Source organism: Kurthia sp. YJT4 (assembly GCF_030219945.1).
Taxonomy (GTDB): domain Bacteria; phylum Bacillota; class Bacilli; order Bacillales_A; family Planococcaceae; genus Kurthia; species Kurthia gibsonii.
This window is the reverse complement of record NZ_CP126689.1, coordinates 1,724,767-1,751,609: the sequence shown is the minus strand read 5'-3', so window position 1 is coordinate 1,751,609 and position 26,843 is coordinate 1,724,767. Positions and strand designations below refer to the sequence as shown.

19 protein-coding genes and 2 pseudogenes are annotated in these 26,843 nt (G+C 34.6%); 15 read left to right on the top strand and 6 right to left on the bottom strand.

Annotation, left to right across the window (positions count from 1 at the left end):
• Positions 1 to 329 precede the first annotated feature (329 nt).
• The 7 genes from lpdA to meaB all read left to right on the top strand — a co-directional run bounded on the left by lpdA (position 330) and on the right by meaB (position 9,980).
• Complete coding sequence (gene lpdA / locus QN089_RS08570; protein WP_068453002.1) at positions 330 to 1,733, top strand: dihydrolipoyl dehydrogenase; 1,404 nt, start codon at positions 330 to 332, stop codon at positions 1,731 to 1,733.
• Positions 1,734 to 1,745: 12 nt separating this feature from the next.
• Positions 1,746 to 2,735 carry a thiamine pyrophosphate-dependent dehydrogenase E1 component subunit alpha gene (locus tag QN089_RS08565; RefSeq protein ID WP_068453004.1) on the top strand — a complete coding sequence of 330 codons (990 nt, stop codon included), beginning with the start codon at positions 1,746 to 1,748 and terminating at the stop codon, positions 2,733 to 2,735.
• Positions 2,735 to 3,721 (top strand): alpha-ketoacid dehydrogenase subunit beta, encoded by a 987-nt coding sequence (locus tag QN089_RS08560; protein WP_068453007.1) that lies wholly within the window; start codon positions 2,735 to 2,737, stop codon positions 3,719 to 3,721. The genes QN089_RS08565 and QN089_RS08560 overlap by 1 nt, the downstream gene beginning before the upstream one ends.
• Positions 3,722 to 3,734: 13 nt before the next feature.
• Positions 3,735 to 4,994 carry a dihydrolipoamide acetyltransferase family protein gene (locus QN089_RS08555; RefSeq protein ID WP_285215097.1) on the top strand — a complete coding sequence of 420 codons (1,260 nt, stop codon included), beginning with the start codon at positions 3,735 to 3,737 and terminating at the stop codon, positions 4,992 to 4,994.
• A gap of 119 nt (positions 4,995 to 5,113) precedes the next feature.
• Complete coding sequence (locus QN089_RS08550) at positions 5,114 to 6,769, top strand: methylmalonyl-CoA mutase family protein (RefSeq protein ID WP_285215096.1); 1,656 nt, start codon at positions 5,114 to 5,116, stop codon at positions 6,767 to 6,769.
• The gene (scpA, locus tag QN089_RS08545; protein ID WP_285215095.1) at positions 6,766 to 8,913 is read left to right on the top strand and encodes a methylmalonyl-CoA mutase; all 2,148 of its coding nucleotides are present in this window, start codon (positions 6,766 to 6,768) and stop codon (positions 8,911 to 8,913) included. Before QN089_RS08550 ends, scpA begins: the two co-directional genes overlap by 4 nt.
• The gene (meaB, locus tag QN089_RS08540; RefSeq protein ID WP_068453019.1) at positions 8,913 to 9,980 is read left to right on the top strand and encodes a methylmalonyl Co-A mutase-associated GTPase MeaB; all 1,068 of its coding nucleotides are present in this window, start codon (positions 8,913 to 8,915) and stop codon (positions 9,978 to 9,980) included. Before scpA ends, meaB begins: the two co-directional genes overlap by 1 nt.
• Before the next feature lie 91 nt (positions 9,981 to 10,071).
• On the opposite strand, the gene QN089_RS08535 is transcribed toward meaB, so the two are convergent.
• Complete coding sequence (locus QN089_RS08535) at positions 10,072 to 10,482, bottom strand: GyrI-like domain-containing protein (RefSeq protein ID WP_068453022.1); 411 nt, start codon at positions 10,480 to 10,482, stop codon at positions 10,072 to 10,074.
• Positions 10,483 to 10,694: 212 nt separating this feature from the next.
• On the opposite strand from QN089_RS08535, the gene QN089_RS08530 reads away from it, so the two are divergent.
• Positions 10,695 to 11,138: a BrxA/BrxB family bacilliredoxin gene (locus QN089_RS08530; RefSeq protein WP_068453025.1), complete on the top strand. Its 444-nt coding sequence runs from the start codon at positions 10,695 to 10,697 to the stop codon at positions 11,136 to 11,138.
• A gap of 297 nt (positions 11,139 to 11,435) precedes the next feature.
• Here the strand turns inward: QN089_RS08530 and QN089_RS16035 are convergent.
• Both QN089_RS16035 and QN089_RS08525 read right to left on the bottom strand, forming a co-directional pair.
• Positions 11,436 to 11,684, bottom strand: a pseudogene (locus QN089_RS16035) (transposase); the annotation flags it as partial.
• A 163-nt stretch (positions 11,685 to 11,847) separates the two neighbouring features.
• Entirely contained in the window at positions 11,848 to 12,129 is a 282-nt protein-coding gene (locus QN089_RS08525) for a DUF3784 domain-containing protein (RefSeq protein WP_285215094.1), read from the bottom strand.
• Positions 12,130 to 12,650: 521 nt separating this feature from the next.
• On the opposite strand from QN089_RS08525, the gene QN089_RS08520 reads away from it, so the two are divergent.
• From QN089_RS08520 to QN089_RS08500, 5 genes are all read left to right on the top strand, one after another.
• A complete protein-coding gene (locus tag QN089_RS08520) occupies positions 12,651 to 12,851 on the top strand; it encodes a hypothetical protein (RefSeq protein ID WP_285215093.1) in 201 nt (66 codons plus the stop codon).
• Between the two features lie 510 nt (positions 12,852 to 13,361).
• A complete protein-coding gene (locus tag QN089_RS08515; protein WP_285215092.1) occupies positions 13,362 to 14,855 on the top strand; it encodes a competence protein CoiA family protein in 1,494 nt (497 codons plus the stop codon).
• Positions 14,852 to 16,810, top strand: a complete 1,959-nt coding sequence (locus QN089_RS08510; protein ID WP_285215091.1) for a hypothetical protein — start codon at positions 14,852 to 14,854, stop codon at positions 16,808 to 16,810. Before QN089_RS08515 ends, QN089_RS08510 begins: the two co-directional genes overlap by 4 nt.
• Before the next feature lie 5 nt (positions 16,811 to 16,815).
• Positions 16,816 to 17,760: a hypothetical protein gene (locus QN089_RS08505; protein WP_285215090.1), complete on the top strand. Its 945-nt coding sequence runs from the start codon at positions 16,816 to 16,818 to the stop codon at positions 17,758 to 17,760.
• Entirely contained in the window at positions 17,744 to 23,026 is a 5,283-nt protein-coding gene (locus tag QN089_RS08500) for a DEAD/DEAH box helicase (protein WP_285215089.1), read from the top strand. The genes QN089_RS08505 and QN089_RS08500 overlap by 17 nt, the downstream gene beginning before the upstream one ends.
• Positions 23,027 to 23,124: 98 nt before the next feature.
• Here the strand turns inward: QN089_RS08500 and QN089_RS08495 are convergent.
• Positions 23,125 to 23,747, bottom strand: a pseudogene (locus QN089_RS08495) (ISL3 family transposase).
• A gap of 670 nt (positions 23,748 to 24,417) precedes the next feature.
• Here QN089_RS08495 and QN089_RS08490 point away from each other — a divergent pair.
• Positions 24,418 to 25,431 (top strand): aromatic acid exporter family protein, encoded by a 1,014-nt coding sequence (locus QN089_RS08490; protein ID WP_285215087.1) that lies wholly within the window; start codon positions 24,418 to 24,420, stop codon positions 25,429 to 25,431.
• A gap of 113 nt (positions 25,432 to 25,544) precedes the next feature.
• Here the strand turns inward: QN089_RS08490 and QN089_RS08485 are convergent, their stop codons facing one another.
• Together QN089_RS08485 and prli42 are read right to left on the bottom strand one after the other, a co-directional pair.
• Positions 25,545 to 25,700 (bottom strand): hypothetical protein, encoded by a 156-nt coding sequence (locus QN089_RS08485; protein ID WP_285215086.1) that lies wholly within the window; start codon positions 25,698 to 25,700, stop codon positions 25,545 to 25,547.
• A gap of 241 nt (positions 25,701 to 25,941) precedes the next feature.
• A complete protein-coding gene (gene prli42 / locus QN089_RS08480; RefSeq protein WP_156422349.1) occupies positions 25,942 to 26,040 on the bottom strand; it encodes a stressosome-associated protein Prli42 in 99 nt (32 codons plus the stop codon).
• A gap of 398 nt (positions 26,041 to 26,438) precedes the next feature.
• Between prli42 and mce the strand changes: the two genes are divergently transcribed.
• Entirely contained in the window at positions 26,439 to 26,837 is a 399-nt protein-coding gene (gene mce / locus QN089_RS08475) for a methylmalonyl-CoA epimerase (RefSeq protein ID WP_087680231.1), read from the top strand.
• The last annotated feature ends 6 nt before the right edge of the window (positions 26,838 to 26,843 follow it).

Genomic DNA, 26,843 nt, shown 5'->3' with positions numbered 1-26,843 from the left:
AAAATAAAGTTAATAATTGTCAAGAACACAGTTTTTAGTTAGAATTAGAACAAGGAAGAAAATATGTGTGTAAAATAGAAAAAATAAGTATTTAAACACAATTTTCTGACAATTTAAGAGCGGATAATGATAAAAAATTAAACGCAAATACAAGTAAGAATGTTTTTTTATCAGGTATATTATAAATGTCATATCATGTCATATGACATTTATGATAGGAAGAATAAGTATTATTATGATATAACAGATAGTGAAGGTATTTGACCTAAAATGATAAAAAAGCAGTTGTGACAAGAAGTGAAAATAATGATTTTATGGAGGTATGACATATGGCAAATGAATACGATTTAGTCATTTTGGGCGGCGGACCTGCGGGATATGTGGCAGCCATTCGTGCAGCGCAATTAAAGTTAAAAGTGGCGATTGTCGAAAAAGAAAAACTAGGTGGAACCTGTTTACATAAAGGTTGTATCCCGACAAAAGCGCTATTAAAGAGTGCCGAACAATTACGTTCTCTTAAAAAAGCGCACGATTTCGGAATCGAATTAACATCGTATGGATTCAATTATCATATCGCACATGAAAGAAAAAATGCTGTAGTCGCACAATTAGAAGCAGGTATTCAAGCGTTAATGAAAAAAGGGAAGATTGATGTATATACAGGTACAGGTCGTATATTAGGTCCTTCTATTTTTTCACCACTTCCTGGAACTGTATCGGTGGAATATGGTGAAGATCTTGAAAATGATATGCTCGTACCGAAAAATTTATTGATTTGTACAGGCTCGAAACCACGCACACTACCGTCTATGCCATTTAATCATACGACGATTTTAAGTTCAGATGATTTAGTTCTACTTGATACATTGCCAAAGAATATGGCGATTGTTGGTGGCGGTGTAATCGGAATTGAATGGGCATCTATGTTACATGATTTAGGTGTAGAGATTACAATCTATGAAGCATTTGAACGTATTCTACCTTCAGAAGATGAAGAAGTAGCGAAAGAACTTGTGAAAAATTTTGAAAAACGTGGTATTCAAGTTGTGACGAATGCGAAAATTTCAAATGTGGAAGCAACAGATGAACAAGTGACATTCCATGTGAATGAAGAAGTAAAAACATTCGAAAAAGTGCTAGTCGCAATTGGAAGACAAGCGATTACAGAACAAATTGGATTAGAAAATACAGATATCCAGTTAGAACAGCAGTTTATTAAGGTAAATAAACATATGCAAACAAAAGAAGCACACATCTATGCAGCAGGCGACGTAATTGGTGGTATTCAATTAGCACATGTAGCATCTCATGAAGCCATTCATGCAGTTGAACATATGGTAGGTTTAAAACCAGATACACGTGTCGTGCATATGCCAAGTTGTGTCTATAGCTATCCAGAGATTGCACATATTGGATTAAATGAAAAACAAGCAAAAGAACAATTTAATAAAGTTGTCGTCAAAAAATTCCCATTAAAAGCAAATGCAAAAGCACTGGTTAATGGTGATGATTTCGGTTTTGCGAAGATGATTGTAGATGAAGAAACAGATGATGTACTAGGCGTCCATCTAATTGGTGACCATGTGACAGAATTAATCGCTGAGTCAAGTTTAGCCTTTAATCTAGATGCTTCATCATTTGAAATCGGACATACTGTACACCCGCATCCAAGCGTGAGTGAAGTGATGCAAGAAGTCGCACTGGCAATTAAAAACGAAGCAATTCATTATTAGGAGGTTTTGATTATGACAGTTTCACATAAAGAAGCAAATTTAACAGATCAACAAGCATTAGATATTTATTTCAGTATGTTACGTGCAAGACGTGTCGATGAACGTTTATGGCTATTAAACCGTTCAGGTAAAATCCCATTTGTTATTTCGTGTCAAGGACAAGAAGCTGCACAAATCGGTGCTGCATATGCACTTGATTTAACGAAGGATTATTTAGCGCCGTATTACCGTGATTTAGGTGTGGTATTAGAAGCGGGAATGACAATTCAAGATGTCATGTTAAATGCTTTTGCGAAAGCAGAGGATCCAAACTCAGGTGGTCGTCAAATGCAGGCACACTGGGGACAACGCAAAAATCGTATTTTATCAGGTTCTTCGCCTGTTACAACACAAGTTGTACATGCAGCAGGTGTCGCACTAGCAGGACGCATGAAGAAAGATGACTTTTACACATTTGTTTCACTGGGTGAAGGTTCATCCAATCAAGGTGATTTCCATGAAGGTCTAAACTTCATTGGTGTGCATCAATTGCCTGTTATTACATTTGTAGAAAATAATCAGTATGCGATTTCAACACCATACGATCGTCAAGTAGCGAGTGCAACAGTCGCACAACGAGCAACAAGTTATAATATGCCAGGTGAGGTAGTAGACGGTACAGATCCAATCGCTACGTATATTGCTGTGAAAAAAGCACGTGAATCAGGTAAGCCAGCATTGATTGAAGCGCTTTGCCAACGATTGACGCCTCATTCATCAGATGATGATCACCGTATTTATCGTACGACAGAAGAATTAGAAGATGATAAACAAAAAGATGGTTTACATCATTATGAGCAGTATCTAGTGGAACAAGGCCTGTTAACAGAAGAATTAAAAGCAGAAATGGAAGCGACATTAAAACGTGAGATTAATGAAGCGACTACGTATGCAGAACAAGCACCATACGGTTCAGTAGAAGATAATCTACGTTATGTCTATGCGGAAGGGGAGAAGCTATAATGAGAACGATTTCCTATATTGAAGCAATTAATGAAGCGATGCGCGAAGAAATGCAGCGAGATGAAAATGTATTTGTACTAGGTGAAGATGTTGGGAAAAAGGGCGGTGTGTTCCGTGCAACAGATGGTCTTTACGATGAATTCGGTGAAGACCGCGTTTTAGATACACCATTAGCCGAGTCAGCTATTGCAGGTGTAGCAGTGGGTGCGGCAATGTATGGTATGAAGCCAATTGCAGAAATGCAGTTTGCGGATTTCATCTTACCAGCAGTTAACCAAATTATTTCAGAAGCAGCAAAAATGCGTTATCGTTCAAATAATGATTGGAGTTGTCCATTAGTTGTTCGTGCACCATTTGGCGGCGGGGTACATGGTGGTTTATATCACTCGCAATCAGTAGAGGCGATTTTTGCTAATCAACCAGGTTTAAAAATTGTTGTTCCTTCAAACCCAGCAGATGCAAAAGGACTTTTAAAAGCCGCGATTCGCGACCCAGACCCAGTTCTTTATTTCGAACATAAAAAAGCATATCGCCTACTTAAAGGTGAAGTGCCAAATGAAGATTATGTTGTGCCAATCGGTAAAGCTGACGTAAAACGTAGTGGTGATGATTTAACAGTTATCACATATGGTTTAATGGTCGACCAAACATTAAAGGTGGCAGAACAGTTACAAGAGGAACAAGACATTTCTGTACATGTTCTCGATTTACGTACAATTTATCCGCTTGATCAAGAAGCGATTATTGAAGCAGCACGTAAAACAGGTAAGGTCTTATTAATTACAGAAGATAACAAAGAAGGAAGTATTATTGGAGAAGTCGCAGCGATTGTTGCAGAACATTGTCTATTTGATTTAGACGCTCCAATTAAGCGACTGGCAGCACCTGATGCCCCATCGATGCCGTATGCACAGTCTTTAGAAAAAGATTTCATGGTAACACCAGACCAAATCGAAGCAGCAATTGTAGAATTAGCTGCATTCTAAGGAGGAAGAATACATGTTAGAGTATATTAAAATGCCCCAACTCGGTGAAAGTGTTACAGAAGGAACAATCGACCGCTGGTTAGTAAAGCCGGGCGATACAGTTGAACAGTACGACTCCATTGCGGAGTTAACGACAGATAAAGTAACAGCAGACCTTCCATCTCAATTATCAGGAACGATTCAAGAGATTATCGTTCCTGAAGGTGAGACAGTAGCAGTTGGCGAAATCGTATGTTCCATTGTTGTAGCGCATGGAGAGGCAGCAGCACCTTCTGAAGCACCATCATCTTCGTCTTCATCAGAAACAGCTAAGCCTGTGGCAGCAGCACCGCAAGCTGCGCCAAAGCGTTCAGCTGACCAGAAGAAGCGTGTGTCACCTGTTGTAGGTCGTTTGATTGACGAATACCATTTAAATATTGATTTAATTGAAGGAACAGGTGCAGGTGGACGTGTGACACGTAAAGACGTGTTACGTGAGATTGAATCGGGCATTATTTCGTCACAATTAACGCATGAAGAAAAGCCAACAACACGTGATACACAAGTGAAAGAGGCAATCCCAGAAGAAAATGGTGACGTGATTATTCCGGTATCTTCGATTCGTAAGACAATTGCAAAACGTATGGTAGATAGCGTGACGCAAATTCCACATGCTTGGATGACCATTGAAGTTGATGTAACAGAATTAGTTAAATTACGTAATGCACATAAGAAGCAATTCAAAGAGCAAGAAGGATACAATTTAACGTATTTTGCTTTTTTCGTAAAAGCAGTTGCACAAGCGTTGAAAGAATATCCAATGCTTAATTCTGTTTGGAAAGGCGATACAATCGTTCAGAAGAAAGCAATTAATATGTCAATTGCAGTTGCTTCAGATGATGAGTTATTCGTTCCAGTTATCCAAAACTGTGATCAATTGTCCATTGCAGGCATCGCAAGTCAAATTGCAATTTTAGCTGAAAAAGGACGTAAAAAACAGTTGAATGTAAAAGATATGTCAGGTGGAACATTTACGGTAAATAATACGGGTTCATTTGGCTCTGTCCATTCAGCAGGAATTATTAATGCACCACAAGCAGCTATTTTACAAGTAGAATCAATTGTTAAGAGACCTGTCATTGTGGACGATGGTATGTTCGCTGCACGCGATATGGTGAATTTATGTCTATCTTTAGATCATCGAATTTTAGATGGAATGATTTGTGGGAAGTTTCTAGCTCGTGTTAAAGAATTGCTAGAAAATATGACAATTTCAAGCACTTCTGTTTATTAGGAAAAGTCAGAAAACCGAATTGTTGCGGTTTTCTGATTTTTTTTTACTTTTCCGTTCACCTTTTCTTGTGTAAAATGGAAGATAGAATCATTGAAGGGGGGAAGCGTCAACGCGTCCATATGACAAACATGAGAGAAGTAACATTTGAACAAGCAACTTATGCTGACTGGAAAACGGCAGCAGAAGGAGCATTAAAAGGTAAACCATTTGAATCTTTGTTGACTAAAACAATCGAGGGGATTACACTCGAGCCACTCTACACAAAAGAGAGTTTGTTTGAAAAGATTGATGGTAAACTGGAGGAACAAATTTCGACGATTCGCACAATGAAAGCTGAAGGTGCTTTTGGGGTAGCACAGGCAGCCTATGGTGAGAATATTGAGGCATTCATCGCACAAGCAAAAGATGCGCTTCAACGTGGAAATCAATATGTAACAGTTGGAAAGGTAGCATTTGAGTGGACAGAAGATGCATTAAAGCAATTAGGTGCATTACTATCAGCTCACCCATTCCGTTTAAATATAGAAGATGAAGCCGTACTTGGTGTGTTCGAATTCATCACAAATAAAGAACAAGTAGGTTATGTACAATCAACACAACCAATTGACCTACCTGATTTTCCGAATGTTCGTACATTCAATGCAAATATATTATCAGCACATTATGAAGGTGCAACATCTATACAAGAATTAGCGATTGCACTTGCACAAGCAGCGGAATTTATGAAAGGTGCATCTTTTGAAGAAGTAGAGAAAAAGTTCTTCGCTTCATTTGCTTTAGATACACACTTCTTTATGGCAATTGCTAAAATCCGTGCTTTCAGAGTATTATGGAAAGCGTTTGCAAAAGCGTACGGTGTTGAGACACCACAACCAGTTCATATCGCTACGGAAACATCACTTCGTTCATTCTCGAAGTTAGACGTTTACGTGAATTTACTGCGCGCTGGAAATGAAGCGTTTTCAGCAGTAATCGGTGGAGCAGACTTACTAACAGTTCATCCACATAACATTTTAACTGCACCAACGAATCAATCGGTTCGTATTGCACGAAATGTTGCACTTGTAATTAAAGAAGAATCACAAGTAACGAAAGTAATCGATCCTTCAGGTGGTTCATACTTTATCGAAACATTAACGCATGACCTTGTAAAAGAAGCATGGGCTTACTTCTTGAAAATTGAAGAAGCAGGTGGCTACGAGGCAGCAAGCGAGATGATTGAAGCGGATCTTCAAGCTTCATGGTCTGAACGCATTGAAAAAGTGAAAAAGCGTAAAACGGTATTAGTTGGTACAAATAATTATGCAGATGCAACAGAAGAAGTACCTGCTGAAACGTTTGTAGAAGTAAATCGTTTAGCACAACCATTTGAAGAGTTACGTGTGACATTCAAAGAACATCCGATGAAGGCACAAATCTTAACATACGGTGAGCTAAAAACGACAAAACCACGTACAGACTTTGTAAAAGGTGTGTTAGCAACTGCTGGTATCGTACCAGAAGTAACAGAACCAACAGTCGATTTAACAGAAATCGTGCATATGTTAACGACAACAACAGCAGACTATGTTGTCCTTTCAGCAACAGATGAAGATACAAAAGCAGTTATGGAAGCATTACTTGCTGCAAAACCTGAACATGTCATCTTTGATGTGGCGGGTAAGTTTGATGCGAACTGGACGGAAAAAGGCTTAAATGGCTATATCTTTGCAGGGTTGAATATTTATGAAAAACTAACAACTGTTCACGCAAGCATGAAGGAGGTTCAACGATGAGCAATCCAACATTCCACAAAATTGACATCGATGAAGTATTAACGAAAGAACCATTTGAAACGACGCAAGAAAGATTTATGACGAATGAAGAAATTCCTGTAAAACCTGTTTATACAGCTGTAGATAATGAAGGTTTACAACATCTAAATGATGTAGCAGGGATTGCACCCAATACACGTGGACCATATCCAACGATGTATGTAGGTCGTCCATGGACGATTCGTCAATATGCAGGTTTCTCAACAGCGGAAGAATCAAATGCTTTCTACCGCCGAAATCTTGCGATGGGACAAAAAGGTCTTTCAGTTGCCTTTGACTTAGCGACACACCGTGGTTATGATTCAGATCATCCGCGTGTAACAGGTGATGTTGGTAAAGCGGGTGTTGCAATTGACTCGGTTGAAGATACAAAAATCTTATTTGATGGCATTCCACTCGATCAAATGTCTGTATCGATGACAATGAATGGTGCTGTACTTCCAATTCTTGCGTTTTACATTGTAACAGCAGAAGAACAGGGCGTTACACCAGACAAATTAGCAGGTACGATTCAAAACGATATTTTAAAAGAGTACATGGTGCGTAATACGTACATCTACCCACCTGAAATGTCGATGAAAATCATTGCAGATATTTTTGAATATACGTCAAAATTCATGCCGAAGTTCAACTCGATTTCAATTTCGGGCTACCATATTCAAGAAGCTGGTGCGACGAATGATATTGAGTTAGCTTATACATTAGCTGACGGTTTAGAATACGTGCGTACAGGTTTAAAAGCAGGAATCGATATTGATAAGTTTGCTCCGCGTCTATCATTCTTCTGGGCAATCGGTATGAACTATTATATGGAAATCGCTAAAATGCGTGCAGCACGTCGTATTTGGGCACAAATGATGTCAACATTTAACCCGAAAAATCCAAAAACATTGGCGCTTCGTACACACTCACAAACATCTGGATGGTCATTAACAGAACAAGATCCATTCAATAACGTGACACGTACGTTAATTGAAGCGAATGCGGCAACAATGGGACATACACAATCACTTCATACGAATGCATTAGATGAAGCGATTGCATTACCAACGGACTTCTCAGCGCGTATTGCACGTAATACACAGCTATTCTTACAAGAAGAAACAACGATGACAAAAGTGATTGATCCATGGGGTGGTTCATACTATGTTGAGAAGTTAACAGATGAACTAACACAATCAGCATGGAAACTAATCAATGAAGTTGAAGAACTTAGTGGTATGGCGAAAGCGATTGAAACAGGCTTACCGAAGATGAAGGTTGAAGAAGCTGCAGCGAAACGCCAAGCAAAAATCGATTCAAAAGCAGAAACGATTATCGGCGTAAATCGTTACCGTTTAGATGAAGAAGAACCAATTGAAATTTTAGATATTGATAACACATTAGTACGTCAATCACAAATTGACCGTATTAATAAAATGAAAGCAGAGCGTGACGAAGCAGAAGTGAAACGTCATTTAGCACGTTTAACAAAAGCAGCAGCAGATGGTAGCGAAAACTTATTAGCTGTAGCAGTAGATGCAGCGCGTGCGCGTGCGACATTAGGTGAAATATCAGATGCGATCGAAGAAGTATCAGACCGTCACAAAGCAGTTATTCGCTCAATTAGCGGTGTATATGCTTCAAACTATTCAGATGCAGATGCCATCAAAGAAATTAAAGAAATGACAGATGAATTCTTAGAAAATGAAGGTCGTCGTCCACGTATTCTTGTAGCAAAAATGGGACAAGATGGACATGACCGCGGTGCAAAAGTTGTTGCAACAGCGTATGCTGACTTTGGTTTTGACGTGGATATTTCACCACTATTTATGACACCAGAAGAAGCAGCAATTATGGCTGTAGAAAATGATGTTCACTGTGTTGGCGTATCGTCATTAGCAGCGGGACATAAAACGCTTGTACCTGAATTAATTGCAGAGCTTAAAAAATTAGGTCGTGAAGATATCGTTGTCATCGTTGGCGGTGTTATTCCAGCACAAGACTATGATTTCTTATATGAAGCAGGAGCAGCAGCAATTTTCGGACCTGGTACGGTATTGCCTATTGCTTCTCAAAAAATGATTGAAATCATCTATGAACGTTTAGGTTACGAAGAAGCATAATGTCTGAAAAAGAATCAGCGCTTTTTGTACAACCAGGTGTAAAAGCGAGTCATGACGGGATGCAAAAATCCAAACGACGTAAATTTGTTAAAAAACGTAAACCGATTGCGATTGACGAATTAGCTACAGACGTACGAAGTGGTTCGAAATTACATCTTGCTAAGGCCATTACACTACTTGAGAGTGCAAATATCGATGATAAAGCAGAAGGACAAGCATTATTAAAGGAATTGCTGCCACATACAGGGAAGTCGATTCGTATCGGCATCACGGGTGTGCCGGGAGCAGGAAAAAGTACGTTCATCGAAACTTTCGGCAAGATGTTAATTGAACAAGGGCATCGCGTAGCAGTACTTGCGATTGATCCGAGTTCTTCGATTACAGGCGGGAGTATTTTAGGCGATAAAACACGTATGGAAGAATTGTCGCGTGACTCACGTGCTTATATTCGACCATCTCCTTCTGCTGGAACGCTTGGCGGTGTGCATAAAAAAACACGTGAAACAATGTTACTTTGTGAAGCAGCAGGGTATGATGTGATTTTAATTGAGACCGTTGGTGTTGGTCAGAGCGAGACTATTGTACGTGGTATGGTGGATTTCTTCTTGCTTCTTGTATTAACAGGGGCAGGAGACGAACTACAAGGTATGAAAAAAGGAATCATGGAATTAGCAGATACGATTGTCGTGCATAAAGCGGATGGTGATAATGTACGAAATGCGCGTAAGACCGTTGCAGAGTATAAGCAAATCTTACATTTACTACAACCAGCTACGCCGCATTGGACGACAAAAGCGATGTCAGCTTCCTCTTATGAAAATAAAGGGCTCGACAAAGTATGGGAGACGATTGAAGCATTCAAAGAGCAAGCACTTGAAAATGGTGTTTGGTTGAATCGCAGAAATCATCAAACAACCGATTGGTTCCGCTCCATGATTTTAGACCGTCTTGTAGATGATTTTTACGGTACGCAAGGCAAAAAAGAAATCGTACAAGCCTTAGAAAAAGAGATTTTAAAAGGTGAATTAACCGTTTCGCAAGGAATTGAAACACTTTTTAAACCATAGTAAAAAGCAGTGATGTCACAGTGCATCACTGCTTTTTTTGATTTAAAAAATGCCACACAACAAATGTAGTTGTATGGCATATTGTTATAAATTATTCAATTGGAACCCAAACCTCAATTTGGTCTAGCGCTTTCCCTTTATACTTTTCGAAACTAATACCTGGACGATGGATGTAGTCTTGGTGGCTGCTTAATTCTCTGAATGCTTTTTCAAGGTCATTGATTGAACTGAGCTCCCCAACGAGGTATTTACCGGATGCGATGGATACACTTTCAGTTGGTACGTCCTCAGGCATATAATCTTCTTTAATACCTGCTAAATAACGAATACCATCGTCCGTTAAATCGACAAAAACACCGTATAATACGTCATGTTGTACGTCGTAATCTTCCAGCACTTCTGCAAGTTCTTCCCATTGTTCAGAAATATCGTCCGTTTTACATTCATGAATCTTTAAACCCGAAATCACAAAATCCTTTACTTCTTGTACACGTGTTTGCATTGGCTGGAACCTCCTCATATTCAAATAGTAGGGTGTAACTAACTCTATTATATACACGTATTTCAAAATAGCCAAACATTTTATTTGAGATTTAGGAATATTCTCATAATTATTCTTGTAAATAAATTAATTTAGTTAAAACCGATTCGGACGCTTTGAATTCAAAAGAATCTAATGTATGATAGTAAGGAGCTAATTGTGAAGGGAGTTATTTGAATATGAATGACTATGATTTATTTTATCAAGATATGTTAAACCAAGCGCGTGGTGAATTATCGGGCAATGGTTATGAAGAATTAAAAACAGTGGAAGCAGTAGAAGACGCTGTAAAACGTCAAGGAACAACATTATTCATGGTGAACTCTGTATGTGGTTGTGCAGGCGGTATTGCACGTCCAGCAGCAGTTCACTCGATTAACTATCCAAAACGTCCAGATCACCTTGTAACTGTATTTGCAGGACAAGATAAAGAAGCAACAGCAATGGCACGTGCTTTCTTCGGGGAAGATCACATTCCATCATCACCATCATTTGTTTTAATGAAAGATGGTCAAGTAGTGGCAGAAGTTCCACGCCACGAAATCGAAGGTCATGAACCAATGGCTGTTATTACACATCTTCAATCACAATTTGAAGATTTCTGTGAAGAAGTTTAATACGTCCTCTCAGGGATAGGCTGGACATACGTGGAAAAAACACCATTCCACATGAGCATAAGAAAAACTGGGATCGCGCTGTGGCGCGGTTCCAGTTTTGCGTTGCGAACGCTAAAAAAAGAAAGGTGATGTGTTTTGTCTTAATCTGTTTTTCGCTGTGAAGTGGCGTCTAAATTATTTGGTAATAATAAGTGTTTCTTTTAATTTAGAGGACAGCACACATGTGAGCTCTGCGATTACTCGAGCTAGAAAACATTGCTGATACCGAATATTTGTGAGCATTATTACGAATCACATTTATTTTCTTCTAATATTCAATGCTGCTTGCTTTAAAATACCATTTTTCATTAATAAATGTTGATTTTCTTTACGTAGCTTCTCCAATTCGATTTCTCCGTCTGTTCGATTATCTTTAGCAGCAAATGAACTTGTAGCTTGATGATTCTTAATCCATTTACCTAATCTAGAAGAGGTTAAATCATACTCACAAGCGATGTTGGCATGTGACTTCCCATTTTTATAAAGCTTTTCTATTTGCAGCTTAAATTCAAGTGTAAAAGTTCAACGTTGACGTGACAGAGTAGCACACGCCCTTTAATTGTTAGTCTAAGTTTCCAAACTCTCATTTATTCTGTCTAACTTAGTGTATCCTATGCACAAGAAATATATTAAAAATTATTGTGTTTAGACCCATTTCATCATTTGCTCTTTACCAAAAAATCACTAATATTCCTATCACAATCAGTAAGCAATAGACTACCCCCATAGTGTTTCCAAACAAGTATAGGAAATAGGGTAGGGATATCGTCATGATGCCTGCTAGGATAAGAACAATTCCAGTTCCCTTTGCTAATTTTTCTTTATCTCCTTCAAAAGTAGCATCATTATAACCAGCTATTAAAAAAAGCATCTTTTTAAACCAAATCAAATATCCTAAAAAAATACAAATTAATCCAACTATCGTAGTGATGATAATTCCATCTGTATTCATAATTCTCCTCCCAAGGTTTATTATATACAATTTAATAAAATCCTTTTTAATCATGTGTTATTGCAAAAATAAAAGTGATGGATTACATACATATTTACCTTTAAAGCATTTTAAACAAATTTCTCGAAAGATTTACACGATTAATGAATCATTGAGTGAAAAATAAAACACATTAAATAATCATATAATAATAGGTCGAAAATTAATAAAGTGCTGATTTTCAAAATACATAAACTAAATTTTACCATAAAATTAAAAGAGGAGATGTAAAGGCGATTAAATCCTTAGTGTCTAAATTAACATGTTAGAAGAATTAGGGTTCATAGAGACAAGAATATCTTTTAAAAGGGCAAGGTAGATATTGAAGTGTATCCTTTGTAAAGGACATTTTGAAAAAGGCTAAGCCAGGTCGGGTTTAGTAATGAAATATACACTTTATTTTTGATGTGAAAAAATTATTTAAGATGAAGGTTATGAAAAGTTAATGAATTAGTAAGTATTTAATTAAAGAGAATAATATTTTGAAAGAATACGAATGTACTAAATGCGAAAAGGTATATCTAGTAAGTGAAATTTATTATAAAGATTATTTTGATGGATTTTGTTCTGCTAGTTATTGTAAAGATTTTATTGTCAAAGGTGTAAAACTAGGTTTTGACGATCCAAATGTTATTTACAAATGTGGAGTAAAAATAGCATTTAGTGTGATGATAAAACGATAATAGAGATTGTAAAAACAAAGGGCATCTTATTTTATTTTTGCAATGGGAATGAGGAATGTTCAGAAAAAGGTATGGGTATAGGTTTATACGTGAATCAACGAGAAGAAGTAGTAGATAAAGTATTTGAAGGCGAGGCACATCTCTATGAGTGCGTTAGAGCATGAACACGTTTATGACTTCTGAGATTCATTATATTACAACGAAAATAATCCTTACTTGTACAATAAGTCATATAATCCTTACTTGTACAATAAGTCATATAATCCGAATTTGCGTCAAGTGCTATGGATTAAGGTAGTTGAATGAGCATATTTATTTAGTGTTTATATATTATGAAAGCTTTTTTAAATGGTAAAATAAATAGTAATTATTTCAGAATCTTGATTACGTCTATCTTTTCATTTTAACGAATATAGTAGAGAAGGGTGGGATTTTTTTTATTTAATGTAATAATATAGTATGATTAAAGTAATCTTAAAATATAAATAAATGAGGTGTTTTTTTATAGCCATGGACCGTGCATATACATCTGAATATAAATTGATTTTTGCTAATGAAGCTAGCAAAGGAAGAAAATATTTTTGTCCTGCCTGTAATGGGACACTACATTTCTATCCAGGTAAACTAAATGCACCACATTTTAGACATAGTAAGGGAGTCCCAGAGCGAGTTAAAGCGGCTTGCGAGTTATATACTCAAGGATTGGGAGAAAATTCTATTTATGATAATGAATTCAGAGTACGAAAAAATGTAAGGCTAGTACTTTTGAAAAATGATAAGGAGTTTCAATTTGAATTAAAATTTCCTGTTTTAAATCAAATGTTGAGTGCTAATCAATATATTACGTATTCAATTGAAGAAATAAAAGATTTCGTGTTACACTCTGTACATTTACATCCTAGTCGTAAAAAGTTGTATTATTCTGTACCGTTAAAAGGGCGATACAGTATTAACTGTTCTGACGAAATATTGGAAAGAAAATTAGGGTTATTAGTGAGTGGTAGGTTTGAACCATTTAAAGATGGGCCTCTTATTTTTAAGGAAATACAAGGAGAATATATTAGTATTCCATATCGTAAACTTCATATAACCGGCAAGTTTTATGTGGTTTCCTATGGACCGTTACTTAGTCTTAACAAAGATATATTTTGTGCTAATACTCAAAAAAAGGGTAATTTCTATATATATGAATTTTATATGCCTTTAGATTTAACTGATGAAATGATTCGTTGGTTTAAGGATTATTTAAATTATACATTACAACTAGCTACTTGTATGATTGATATTTATGAACCAGCTATTTTTAAAAAGCAAGGATCTACCATAGAGATAACTGAGAATAAAACGACTTGGGTAATTACAAGATTAAAAAGCAGGTATGAGAACCAAAGATTGATTGTAGTTAACCCGGATAATACAAGGAATGTTTTTTCGATTTCTTCTAATAACTTTGTTGAGTTAACTTTTCAAAAATACGGAGATTATTTAATCTACATAGATCAAGAAGTTAGTGAAATGATAAATATTCGCTATACAACTGAAATAAAAAACAACTATAAATTTGAATATGGATTAGAGGTAAATGAAAAAAATGTTTTGTTTGAAGAAAATATAGTTGAAGGTAAAGAAATAAATCTATCATCAATACTAAAAGTTGAAGTTCAAAGACCGAATTTAAGAAGTTATGGTTTAAACAATTGCATGAAAGAATCTATTCATGCACCAGCTCGAATAGATATACCTACCCTGTGGAGTGTTAAAATAACTGACACTAAAATTTTGCAAATAAATCAAGTGTCAGATTTAGAATATTTGTTTGGATTATATAATAATGCTCATTTATTTCCTAAGGTAGTATGTGGGATTCAGCAAATTCAAAAGTTAGAGAAGCTAGTTAAGTCTAGTGATTTCGTTAATAGAGTAAAACTGTTAACTTATATACGAAAATTTGGTATTAAAGTACCGAGTAATGTTAATAGATACATAAAGGAGTATTTTAAATGATAGCGTTAGTAAAATTATATAAAAGAGCGAGTGCTGGACAAGATGGGTCTGAAAGAAATTTAGTAGGTGCACAACCTTATGCAATCATAGAAAATGAACGATTGATTAATATAAATGAAGATGAAATTTTGAATAATTTTCCTAATAACGGAAAAGTTTATGTTCCAGAATTTGTTTCTCTACAGGGGAAAGAAGCTTTTAGAATTTTTAAATTGCAAGAATCACATAGTTATAATATTGATTTCCCTGGGTCGATAAAGTATACAATAAAAAAAGAGGCAACCAACTACACGTTAAATGAAATAATTGATATTGACGAATCAATTGAAGATAATGGAAGATCTATTATTGAATTATTACGAAAAGGTATATCAATTCCATATCATGTATCTAATATAGTCTTACTACGAACTGCTGATGATATGCTAGTAGGACCACTACAATTAGAATTTTTCGAAGGCAGTTATTACTTGAAGGAAAAAGATTTGAATTTTATTTCTTATTATAAACAGGAATTAGATATATTTAAAATTCCTAATTATAAACGTTCATTTGAGCGTTTGTTTAGCATTGATAAAATAAATGAAGAAAATTTAAAAGGTTGGATTGATGTTGCAACTAATCAAAGAATTATAAATGAAACCATTAATCAGATAAAAGACCACATAGAATTTTCAGGATTATCAAGAAAAATAATTAGTAAGGTTAAGGAACTCTATTCAAATGAACAATTTATTAAAGAAGAACATTTGAAACTACGTTTTAAAAGAATTTTAAAAATAATGGAGAATCGTGAATTTGATGATGAACTAATTAATGAGTTTACACAACAGCTAATACAGTTACCTATTGTGAATGAAATTATAGTAGAACAAACTAAAAATGCCTTCGAAAATGAGTACGCCTTTTTTGTGAAAAATAATCGTGAGCTTATATCAGAAAACAATCTGTTAAAGAAAGAAGTATCTGAAATCAGAAGTGAATTAAAAGTAAATGAAAATAAATTAGAAAAGCGTATAGCTCAACTAAAGGAGTTTGAAAAAACTGTTGAGCAAAAAATAGAACAAATAACTTCTAATCTTTATTCAGTATATATAGAACAAGTTTTAGATGCTGGCTTGCCGATAAAAAGTAAATCTGAAATGACAACTGTAACAACAGCCGCAGGAATCGTTTTTTCAAGCAAAAAATCTGATTTGAGCGATACCCCTTTATCTGATTTTAATGATGTGAAAAGTATGATTAGTAGAAATTTAGAGTTTGTGAAAGGTAAAGATAAGGATGGAAGATTAGCCGCTACATTAATTACAGCATCAATTATTAATGAGCCTATTATTGTGCACGGTACTAATGCTTTTGATTTTGCACAGATGTTAGCGAAGAGTGTGGCAAGTGAAGAAATAATCACGTTTATACCTGAAATAGAAACATTCAACTTACAAAATTTACATGAAAAATTCATTGAATATAATTCTGGTGAAAATACGAAAGCTTTTATTATACATGATCCACATTTGACAACGGCAGTATACAGTTTACCTACATATTTAAAGCAAATAAGATGGTCAAAAACGACGTTATTGCCTAACTTAATTATTATTTCGATTGAAGATATAGAAGAGGCAAAGACATTTACTGAAAAAATGCCTAAGTCACCACTAATTAATGCAGATAATTATTTCAATCGATATTTGAGTTTAGAGGAAGTGCAGCAAATATTGCCAGGTCAAATGAAAATTAATAGTTTTAAAGGCAGTACAGATTTAAATACAATAGCTCTAAAAAATAAATTTATTAGTTGGTTAAACGAAAATGAAGAAGTAGAAGTAAATAATAATAAAGTAAATGCAATAATTTTATGGTTAAACTATATGAATATGTTAGTCACTGGAGAAAATTTATTCGAATGGACTTATGAGATTTTTAAAAGTGTCATTACTTTAGAGGAGGAGTAGAGGATTTGTATATAGTAGATAAAGTTATTAATGTTCAAAAAAAACTAAATCATTATTGTATGTATATAAAACAACTTATTCTTAGTTATATAGACGAATCTGATGTTTCTAAAATTCATGTACGTAGATTAACGGTGATATTAGAAAGATTATTTGTAAACGAGCAAAGTTATTTTACAGATTTTTTTATAAATGATAAGAGGTCAAAAGTGGCTCAATTTTTAGATTATCTTGTTAGAGTCGGAGAGATTATGCACGTAGGAGATGGGTATTATATATTGCCACCAGAAAGAACAGTTAATTTTTCGAATAATAGGCATTTATCTGTTTCTAATATACAAAAAATGAATGCATCAAAATTTGGATTAGCAATTAGAGTAAATGAATCATCAAAAATAAACCTTACCCTAGACGAATTTTTGTATCGCCCAACTTTAGATAACTTATTTGATGTATATCAATCGTGTTTACTAGCTGAGCATGATGTAGAGCCAGATTCGATAATATACTTCACTGAAAATAAAGTCTATAAAAGCGAATCGAAAAATAATGTTTCAGAGAATGAGTTTTATATACTAAATTTTGACCGTAAGTTAGGAACTAAAATAAAGCCAGAAAAGTACTTTGCACAATGGAAAAATAATAAATGGTATGTAGTTCAGATTAAAAAAGAAGATTATTTGAGACTTTTTTTAGCGTTGAAAACAAGAAAGGGTTTTATTGATTATTATTCTATTTCAAATTTTAAAAATGATATTTGTCATTTGAACCTTACAACCAGCCTACCAAAAGAAGAATTAGCGTTATTAACGTTAATTGCTACACCCACAAGTAATATTAAGTGTAAATCATTTTATTTTAATAAAAGTGATCAATTAATAATAGAAGACATTTTGAAATATTGTAATTTACAAAACGAGAGGAAGGGTAAATTTGGAGTATACAATTAGATACGTAGCAGATAGATTACATAGAAAGCTTGCTGAATATATTGAAACGCAATATCCAATTAGTGAACTTTCTTTACAACAAAAACGTACGGAAATGTTATATAAGGCAGGTATATTATCGACAGAACCATACATAGAGGCAACACCAGTGTATGAACCCGGAAATATATATTCAGAAATGAATATTCCGCAAACAGCAAAAAATTTCATGATTGAACTGTCAAATTTATCTCCTTCTGTAGGTGTGTTTCCTAGACCTTATTTGCACCAACAACAAGCTATGGAGGCTTTTCTTAAGGAAGGGAAAGATCTAATAATTTCAACAGGTACAGGATCAGGTAAGACTGAATCATTCTTACATCCGGTGTTAAATACATTATTTGACGAGGCTGTAAATAAACCAAATCAATTTAAAAAACGAGCTGTTCGTGCCTTGATCCTTTATCCAATGAATGCACTTGTAAGTGACCAAATGACACGATTAAGAAGGTTATTTGGTGATGACCGTGTTAAAAAAATGTTCCAAGAGAAATCTGGACGCAATGTACAATTCGGAATGTATACTTCTCGGACACCTTATGCGGGAGAACAGTCTGCCTCTAAGGATCGATATCAATTAAATGATATCTTAAACTACTACACTAAATTAGAGGAAACACAGCCTGATAAAGTAGAAAAAATGAAAGAGCGCGGGAAATGGCCTGCAAAAGATTTACAAGCCTTCAAAAATTCTAAGAAGACGAACCGTGACCGCTATCGTGGGAAAAGTGATGATGCGGAGTTATTTACTAGACATGAAATGCAAGAAACCCCTCCGGATATATTAGTTACCAATTATTCAATGCTTGAATATATGTTAATGCGTCCAATTGAACGTTCAATTTGGGAAGATACTAGAAATTGGCTTTCAGAATCTGAAGACAATCAATTTGTGCTTATACTAGATGAAGCACATATGTATCGTGGAACTGGAGGAGCTGAAGTAGCTCTGTTAATTCGAAGATTACAATCAAGACTAGGTATTGAACGTGATCGAATGAAATGTATATTAACATCTGCGAGTTTAGGTAAAGATGATGATTTGCAAGCACCTATAACTTTTGCAGAACAGTTAACAGGGAAACCAACTACACGTGAATTTAAACTTATCAAAGGAACAAAAGAAATTCGTAAACCTGCACGAGTTGCGACTGAGCAAGAAATAAATCTGTTATTTTCAATAGATAGTGAAGTAATTATGTTATATAAAACGGATTATAGAAAATGTATTGAAAAGCTAGCTGTGTTTTTTCAAAATATGGGTTGGTCAGATCCACCTAGTGAAGGTGAGGAATTTCCAAATTACTTATATGATCAATTAGAAGGATTTGGTCCGCTTGAAAAAATCATTTCTGAAGTTAGCGGGAAAGCTACAGCTGTAAATGATATCGTTGCTTCTGTTAGCCCTATATCGGATTTGAATATTGGTGAAAAAGCAATTAGTAACTTATTATTGCTTGCAAATGCTGCAAATAAAAATGGCAGAGTTTTATTACCAGCACGCGTACATATATTTTTCCGTGGATTATCGGGTATTTTTGCATGCATGAATTCTAGGTGTACAAAATGTGAGCAACAAGGTTTATTAGGTAAAATATACGATGATTATCGTATAACGTGTGAATGTGGTTCTAGAGTATATGAGATTTTAACGCATCGATATTGCGGCTCAGCCTTTATAAAAGGATATATTCAAGAAGATACTACATATCCGACGTATTTATGGAATGAAAGCGGTCATGGAGTTATTAGTGAAAAATTAAAAGAGGTACATTATTTAATTGAGCCACCACATGAAGAGGTATTGAAGAAAAATGAAATTGCGAAATTATGGTTACATATTAAAACAGGTTATATTACAGATATCCCTCCAACAGACTTTAGTGATTTTGTAGAAATATACGAATCTGTTAAAAAGGAATCTAAATCTAAAAAACGTAAGTTTAATTCGAATATTAATTCTTTCGATAAATGTCCTTGTTGCTTAAAAAGTGCAAAATCAAATATAAGAGACTTGCGAATTAAAGGGGAGCAACCCTTTGCAAATTTAATTCGTGAACAGTTTATTATTCAACCGCCAGTTGAAGGTAAGAGTAAAAATATAAATGAAGGAAGAAAAGTATTAATTTTTTCTGATGGTCGTCAAAAAGCAGCTCGTTTAGCTAGGGATATACCAAATGAAGTTGAAAAAGATGCGGTTCGCCAACTAATTTTGAAAGCAGCGTATGAACGTGAGGAAAATGGAATTCCATGTGCGTTAGGCGGCCTTTTCTATCAAACAATTTTACATTATGTATTAGAAAATAAAATGCTGTTATTCTCTCAAACACAACGAGAAGATTTGTTAAATGATTTAGAACAGTATCAAGAAATATACGATGAAGATTTAACAGAAGTGGAGTTTGAGCAAGAATCAAGTATGCGAGAAGAATTAAAATTAAAATTACTAGAAATAATAGCTTCTCCAGGATATTCAATTTACGATACAACGACAGGTATTGTTATTCCGGTTAATTTAAGACAGTTAATAAAGGATGAAAAAGTTAAAGAATTACTAAAAAAATCTGAGATGGAACAAATATCAATTTTATTTATTAAAGAAATGCTTGATAATATTGCTGTTGAAGAAGAACTAAATCCTTATGATCGTCGAGAATTATTTGGAAGATATCGGGACGATTCTGAATGGGGACGTACTTTAGATAAGGTATCTAAACAATTAAGATTAATAATTTCTCGATTTGTTGGAGAAGAAAATATTGACAATATTTTACAAGTGATGTTTAAAAAATTGTGCAAAACTAAAGATGGAAAGTACTTTTTAAACTTACAAAAATTAAAAATAAAAGATGGTATTAATTACAAATGGTATAAATGTACATCTTGTAAACAAATACATGCTGTGATTCCACATGATTTATGTCCTAACTGTAATGCAAAAACAATTATAGAATTAGAACCATCTAGTGAAATATTAAAAGCTGAAAAAGGATATTGGAGAACACCAATTGAAAAGGTCTTAAATGGTGAAAAAATTTCTAATATTTCTGTTGAGGAACATACGGCACAGTTATCACAAAAAGATCCTACCATTGCATTAGCTACTACGGAACAATATGAGATGGCTTTCCAAGATATCGTTTTAGAAGAAAAGCTAGGGATAGTTGATATTTTAAGCTGTACAACAACAATGGAAGTAGGAATTGATATTGGATCGCTAACTGCTGTTGGTATGCGCAATATCCCACCACAGAGAGAAAATTATCAGCAAAGAGCGGGGCGTGCTGGCCGTCGTGGTTCTTCTTTATCTACAGTAATAACTTATGCTCAAGATGGACCACACGATAATTATTATTTTAAAAATCCAGATAAGATTATTAGTGGAGATACACGAGAAGCTTTAATATATATATCAAATACAAAAATTATTAAACGACACCTTAATGCGTTACTAATTCAGACTTATTTTCATGATATTGTATTAGATACAGAAAAGGTATCGAGTAATATTTCTGATTCATTAGGAGTCACGGTGGATTTCTTTAAAGGAAATTCAGCATTTGTATTAGATGAATTTGCAGATTGGCTAAACAAACAAATAAAATCTAAGTTTAAAGCTTATCCGGAAATATTTAATATCATTCCTGATGAAGCGATGCTAAATGATGTATCAAAATGGTTATTAATTAAAGAAGTAGCTGAAAACTTAGAACAAGATTTATATGATGCGTTTTGCGAAGTAGAGGCTGAGTTGTTAAAATATCAAGCACTTGAAAATGACGGAGAGGCGCCTAATGAAAAGCACCCAGATGAAATGTTTTTAAATTTTTTATTTAATCATGGATTCTTGCCGACATATGCATTCCCAACAGATTTAACAAGTCTTTATATACAAGGAAAAGATTCAAAAAATAAGGTGATAATTGAACAAAGACCTCAATTAGAACTTAATAGGGCATTAGGTGAGTATGCTCCTGGAAAACAAATTGTTGTCAATAAAAAAACGTATCGAATTGGCGGTATTTATAATCCTTATTCTAAAAATCCTAATGCACCAGCAAAAGATATAAATATTCATGAAAAATATGTATCGTTATGTGTGAAGTGCAATTTTACCAAACTATCAAACGAAACAATAAAAGAATGCCCAAACTGTCATACAAAATTAAAAACGATGCCTTATATTCGTCCAACCGGCTTTTCTCCTGAAAAAGGTAAGGCTTTAAATAAAGGTGATTTAAATCAAGAATATAGTTTTGCGAGTATGCCGCAATTACCAGTCCCTAATGAGGATCCAAAAATCGAATTTGAAACATTTAATAATTTAGGATTGATTCAATTTAATTATCGAGAAAATGAAGAACTTATCGTAATGAATCGAGGAATCGATAATGAGAGCGGTTTCTACATGTGTGAAGATTGTGGTTATATTAAACCGGTTCTAATTAACGAAGATGTATCAGCAGGACATGCTAAACCTTTCCAACGTAATGGAATGGTTGAAAAAAGATGTTCAGGTACTTTACATCAAGTTTATTTAGGGAATAAATTTACAACAGATTTATTTTTAATTCGTTTAAAAATGACTCAACAATTAGATTTTAATGCTAGTAAGGCATGGCTTCATGATGCAATCCTAACTTTAGGAGAAGGATTAGTACTTGCTGCAAGTAGAGTTTTAGACATAGATGCTCAAGAATTAAATGTTGGATATCGTATAATTCATGATGATAATCAGGATAGTTTCGTAGATTTATATTTATTTGATACTTTATCTGGTGGTGCAGGCTATTCGTATGTTGCAGGTCAACGAATAGATGAAATTATAGATGAAACATTTACAGTCTTATCAGATTGCGAGAATAAATGTGATTCATCTTGTTATAAGTGTTTAAGAAATTATCAAAACCAAATGAAGCATGAACGATTGAATAGACAACTAGGTTTAGAATTATTAACTTTTTTAGTTAAGAATGAGTTTAGTATCTACACAAATGAGCAGCAAAAAGAATTTTTAAAACCAGTTGTAGCTACATTTGTCTTACATCATGGTCAAGGTTATGCAAATATAGTTGAGACAAACAAAGGTGTCTTTGTAGAATTAAAGAATGGAAACTTAATCGGATTAAAAAATAATATTGAAAAGAAAATTCAAACTAGTAATATCCATTATTATTCTCCATATGAGATAAAATTTGATTTACCGAATGTATATTTACTAAATTAGTTTTAGCCTCTTAGAGATTAGGCTCTTTGTCAAATGATGTTGGTAAGACTATTTAACAGAATAAAAGAGTCGGTTTTTTCGGGCGAGTTGTGTTTCATTTATGAAACGCAGCTCGCTCTTTTCAATTTGAAATGAATGAAGATCCGCTGACGGTAGTTCGTGAAATTACGATACCCATAGGCAACATGATTTAAGACTTTGATTGTATTGTGGATGCCTTCAATTCTTCCGTTATTGAATGATACATAAAACTGTTTTCAATGGAGCGTAGATGATGCTTTAGCGTGCGCATACTTCTTCTAAAGTCCATTGAAATCGCTTCGTATACAGGTTGATGTAAAAATCTTTTTAAGGTATGGATTTCTTTGCCTTTCATGGCGTTTAGTAGGGATTGATAGAGTGTATAATTTATTTTTAAACGTTCATCATAGTTAAATAAAGTATCGACAACAATTCTGTCAGTCGTTTGCTCAAATAACCCAAACGGTTTATAAGTGGTGTGAGTCAGGTCTTTTTCGTTTTTTAAAAGCAGTTTCCAATATTTTTTCAGTCGACGATATTTCTTCTGATCTTCATTGTGACCGCGTCTAAAATCATTCATCACCTGGATCCGGAGTTGATTCATCGAACGGTTGATCAATTGAACGAGGTGGAATCGGTCGATGATGATTTTCGCTTTTAGAAATAGTTCTTGTATGAGTTTTTCATATCCTGCATTCATATCGATCGTATTTAAATTCATCAAAAGAAAGATTTTCCGGTAGTCGATTCGTTGGTTTCAGGCATTCGTTCGTATACGTTTGAATAAAGCGAAGACACCGAAATCAGCGTATCTTGGGCAATCAACGTGATGGATTGCGCTTCGGTCGCTTTCATCGTAACGCGTGCTTTCGTTTGATTGGAAATAACACAATGGCGATCGACAATAGACGAACGTGCCACGAAAGTACATGAACAGCTTTTCCAAAAGAAGCGCTGTTTTTTTGAGTAAAAGGAAGGTGCGATGCATCCCCGTAAGTGGCAGCGTAATGCGAGAGGTTTGTGTCTTGTATATCTAGTAAATTTTTAATATCATGAGTAGTATGCAAGTGAGTCTCTCCTTTAGTATGGGTTTTGGTCGACTTTTATTCTAACGGGAAACTCACTTGTTTTCTATGGTTTTACATAAAAAATAACGCTAGCGAAGTTCCAGCACCGATCTCATGTGAGTTCGGTGCTTTTTTCTTCACCAACGTTATTTATTGTAGAGCCCGCTTTTCGTTGCGAATGCTAAAAAAGAAAGATAGATAACATGATTTGTCCCAACTTGTTCTTTTCAATTATGTAAGAATTTCGTAAAGAGCGTTTTCTAATTAAAATCTGTGGTAACCTATAAGAAGAGGAGGCCATGTATGAAACTTAAAAAAATCAAGCGCTTTTCAATTGGCTATCGTACATTAAAAACAGCTGTCGGGATTGCGGTAGCAATTGGTATTGCATCATTTCTCGATCTCGAATACTATACATCCGCAGGGATTTTAACCATCCTGTCCATTCAGACGACAAAAAGAAAGTCTGTTCATGCGATTTATACGCGTGTAGCCGCAGGATTATTATCCTTATTACTTTCCTATATTTTATTTTCAATTGGCGGATATAATGTCATTACGTTGGGGGTTTTAATTCTCTTATTTTTACCACTCCTCGTCATGTTCCATATTACAGCGGCCTTCGTATCAAGTGTCGTCATCGTCCTACAAATCTTTAATTCAGGGGAATTTACATTACCTCTCTTATATAATGAATTATTATTGATGCTTGTTGGATTTGGTGTAGGATTTTTAATCAACTTTTATATGCCAGATATTAGTAAAGGTTTGAATAAGCATCGTATTGCGATTGAAGAAGCATACAGTGCTATTTTTCATGAAATTGAAAAGTATTTACGAACAGGTGATACATCTTGGGATGGTAAAGAACTACTAATTGCTGAAAAAAGCGTAGCGAAAGGGAAGTCACTTGCCTACATGGACGTCGAAAATCACTTAGCACGTAAAGAAGATGTATATTATCGTTACTTTGATATTCGTGAAAAACAGCTTGAAATTATCGAGCGCGTCCTACCTAAAATCACAAGTCTACCTGCATCCGTTGCACATTCAAAGATTGTGGCTGATTTTGTAGGAGAACTATCTGAGAACGTACATTCAGGTAATACTGTAACAGAGAGTAGAAGAAAGTTACAACGTGTACGAGAACGTTTTGAAGAAATGCCAATGCCTAAAAATCACGAAGAATTTTTAGCTATGTCAGCACTCTATGTTTTCATCGAAGAAATGGATGAATATTTAGCCATCAAACAAAACTTTGAAGGCATTAACGTGAAAAAAGGTAAGTTGAAATCTAAAAAAAGTGTATCGATTTAAAAATTAATACACTTTTAATTTCTTTCTAAATATACAACAAAGAGATGAACATAAAATAACCCGTAGCTATTGTTTTAGCTACGGGTTTATTATGCTTCGTTGAAAAATTTACTTTAACACAACTGCGTATAGCGCGATTGTTTTGCACGCGGTGGTTCACGCAAAGGCATTAAAGCTTTTTGTATAGGAATCCATCCATATACAGATAATTGATGTAAGTATTGTGCAATTTGCGGCTTATTTACACGCCATAATTTGTTCCAATACATTGGACGTTTTTTTCGAATAGGCTTGCTACCGCGCATATTCAATTGCAAAACTTGAGGTTTGTGCAAGCTGTAATTGTGGCGGCGTTTTATGCTCAGTGAAAAAACTTGCATAATAGGCGTCCGCAATCGTTACAACATAACTCATCATCAATAATAGTTTCATTCAATTCATTAAGAAATCATTTCTCCTTCAAATTACGATATGAATATAGTACGTTCGAGTGGAAAAAAAGTTTCAATATTACGATAATATAATAGATAAACCAAACATAACCGTTGAAATTAACATAATTCCAATCATAGTCATGACAACAGCTTTTTGAAATTTCTTATTGCTCACGTTGATTCTCTCCTTGTTTGCATCGTTACTTCATTTTAACAAATCCCTTGTATTCGAGCAAAGGGAAAATCATAAAAGAGCGAATTTTCTTTTCGAAACTACTATATAACACAGAGTATTTAATGAGAAAATAAAACACAACCATTTGAATGTTTTGAAAACTCACTGAACAATGAATCCTTATTTTTATTCCGTAAAATCAAAATTTTGAACGTTTTTACGTTTATTTTCTCGTAAAAACGTATTTCCTTGATTTTTTGTTTCCTTCATTTACTATTAGAATAGGCTGATTGTTCAGAAAAGTAATCGCTATCATTGGAAAAAATTATTATATAGGTAGAGTTTTACGAAAAAATCAGTTACAATTGTGTTATACAACAAAAAGGAGTTGGGGACTCGTGGAAAATGTTGATCACATTGGCATCGCTGTCAATAATCTCGATGAACGTATTACATATTATACAGATGTACTCGGTATGAAACTTCTAAATGTCGAAGAAGTTGCTTCAGAACAAGTACGTGTAGCATTCATTGATGCAGGTAATACACATATCGAATTATTAGAACCACTTAGTGAAGAAAGTGCCATTCACAAGCACTTAGAAAAGCGCGGTGAAGGAATTCACCATATCGCATTACAAGTCGTTGGAATTGAAGCGGAGATGGAACGTATGAAAAATGAAGGAGCCCGTCTATTGTCTGAGCAACCAAAAATTGGTGCTGGCGGTGCAAAAGTTGCCTTCATTCATCCGAAATCATCTTTTGGTGTACTTTACGAGCTAGTTGATCGAAGCTAATACAAA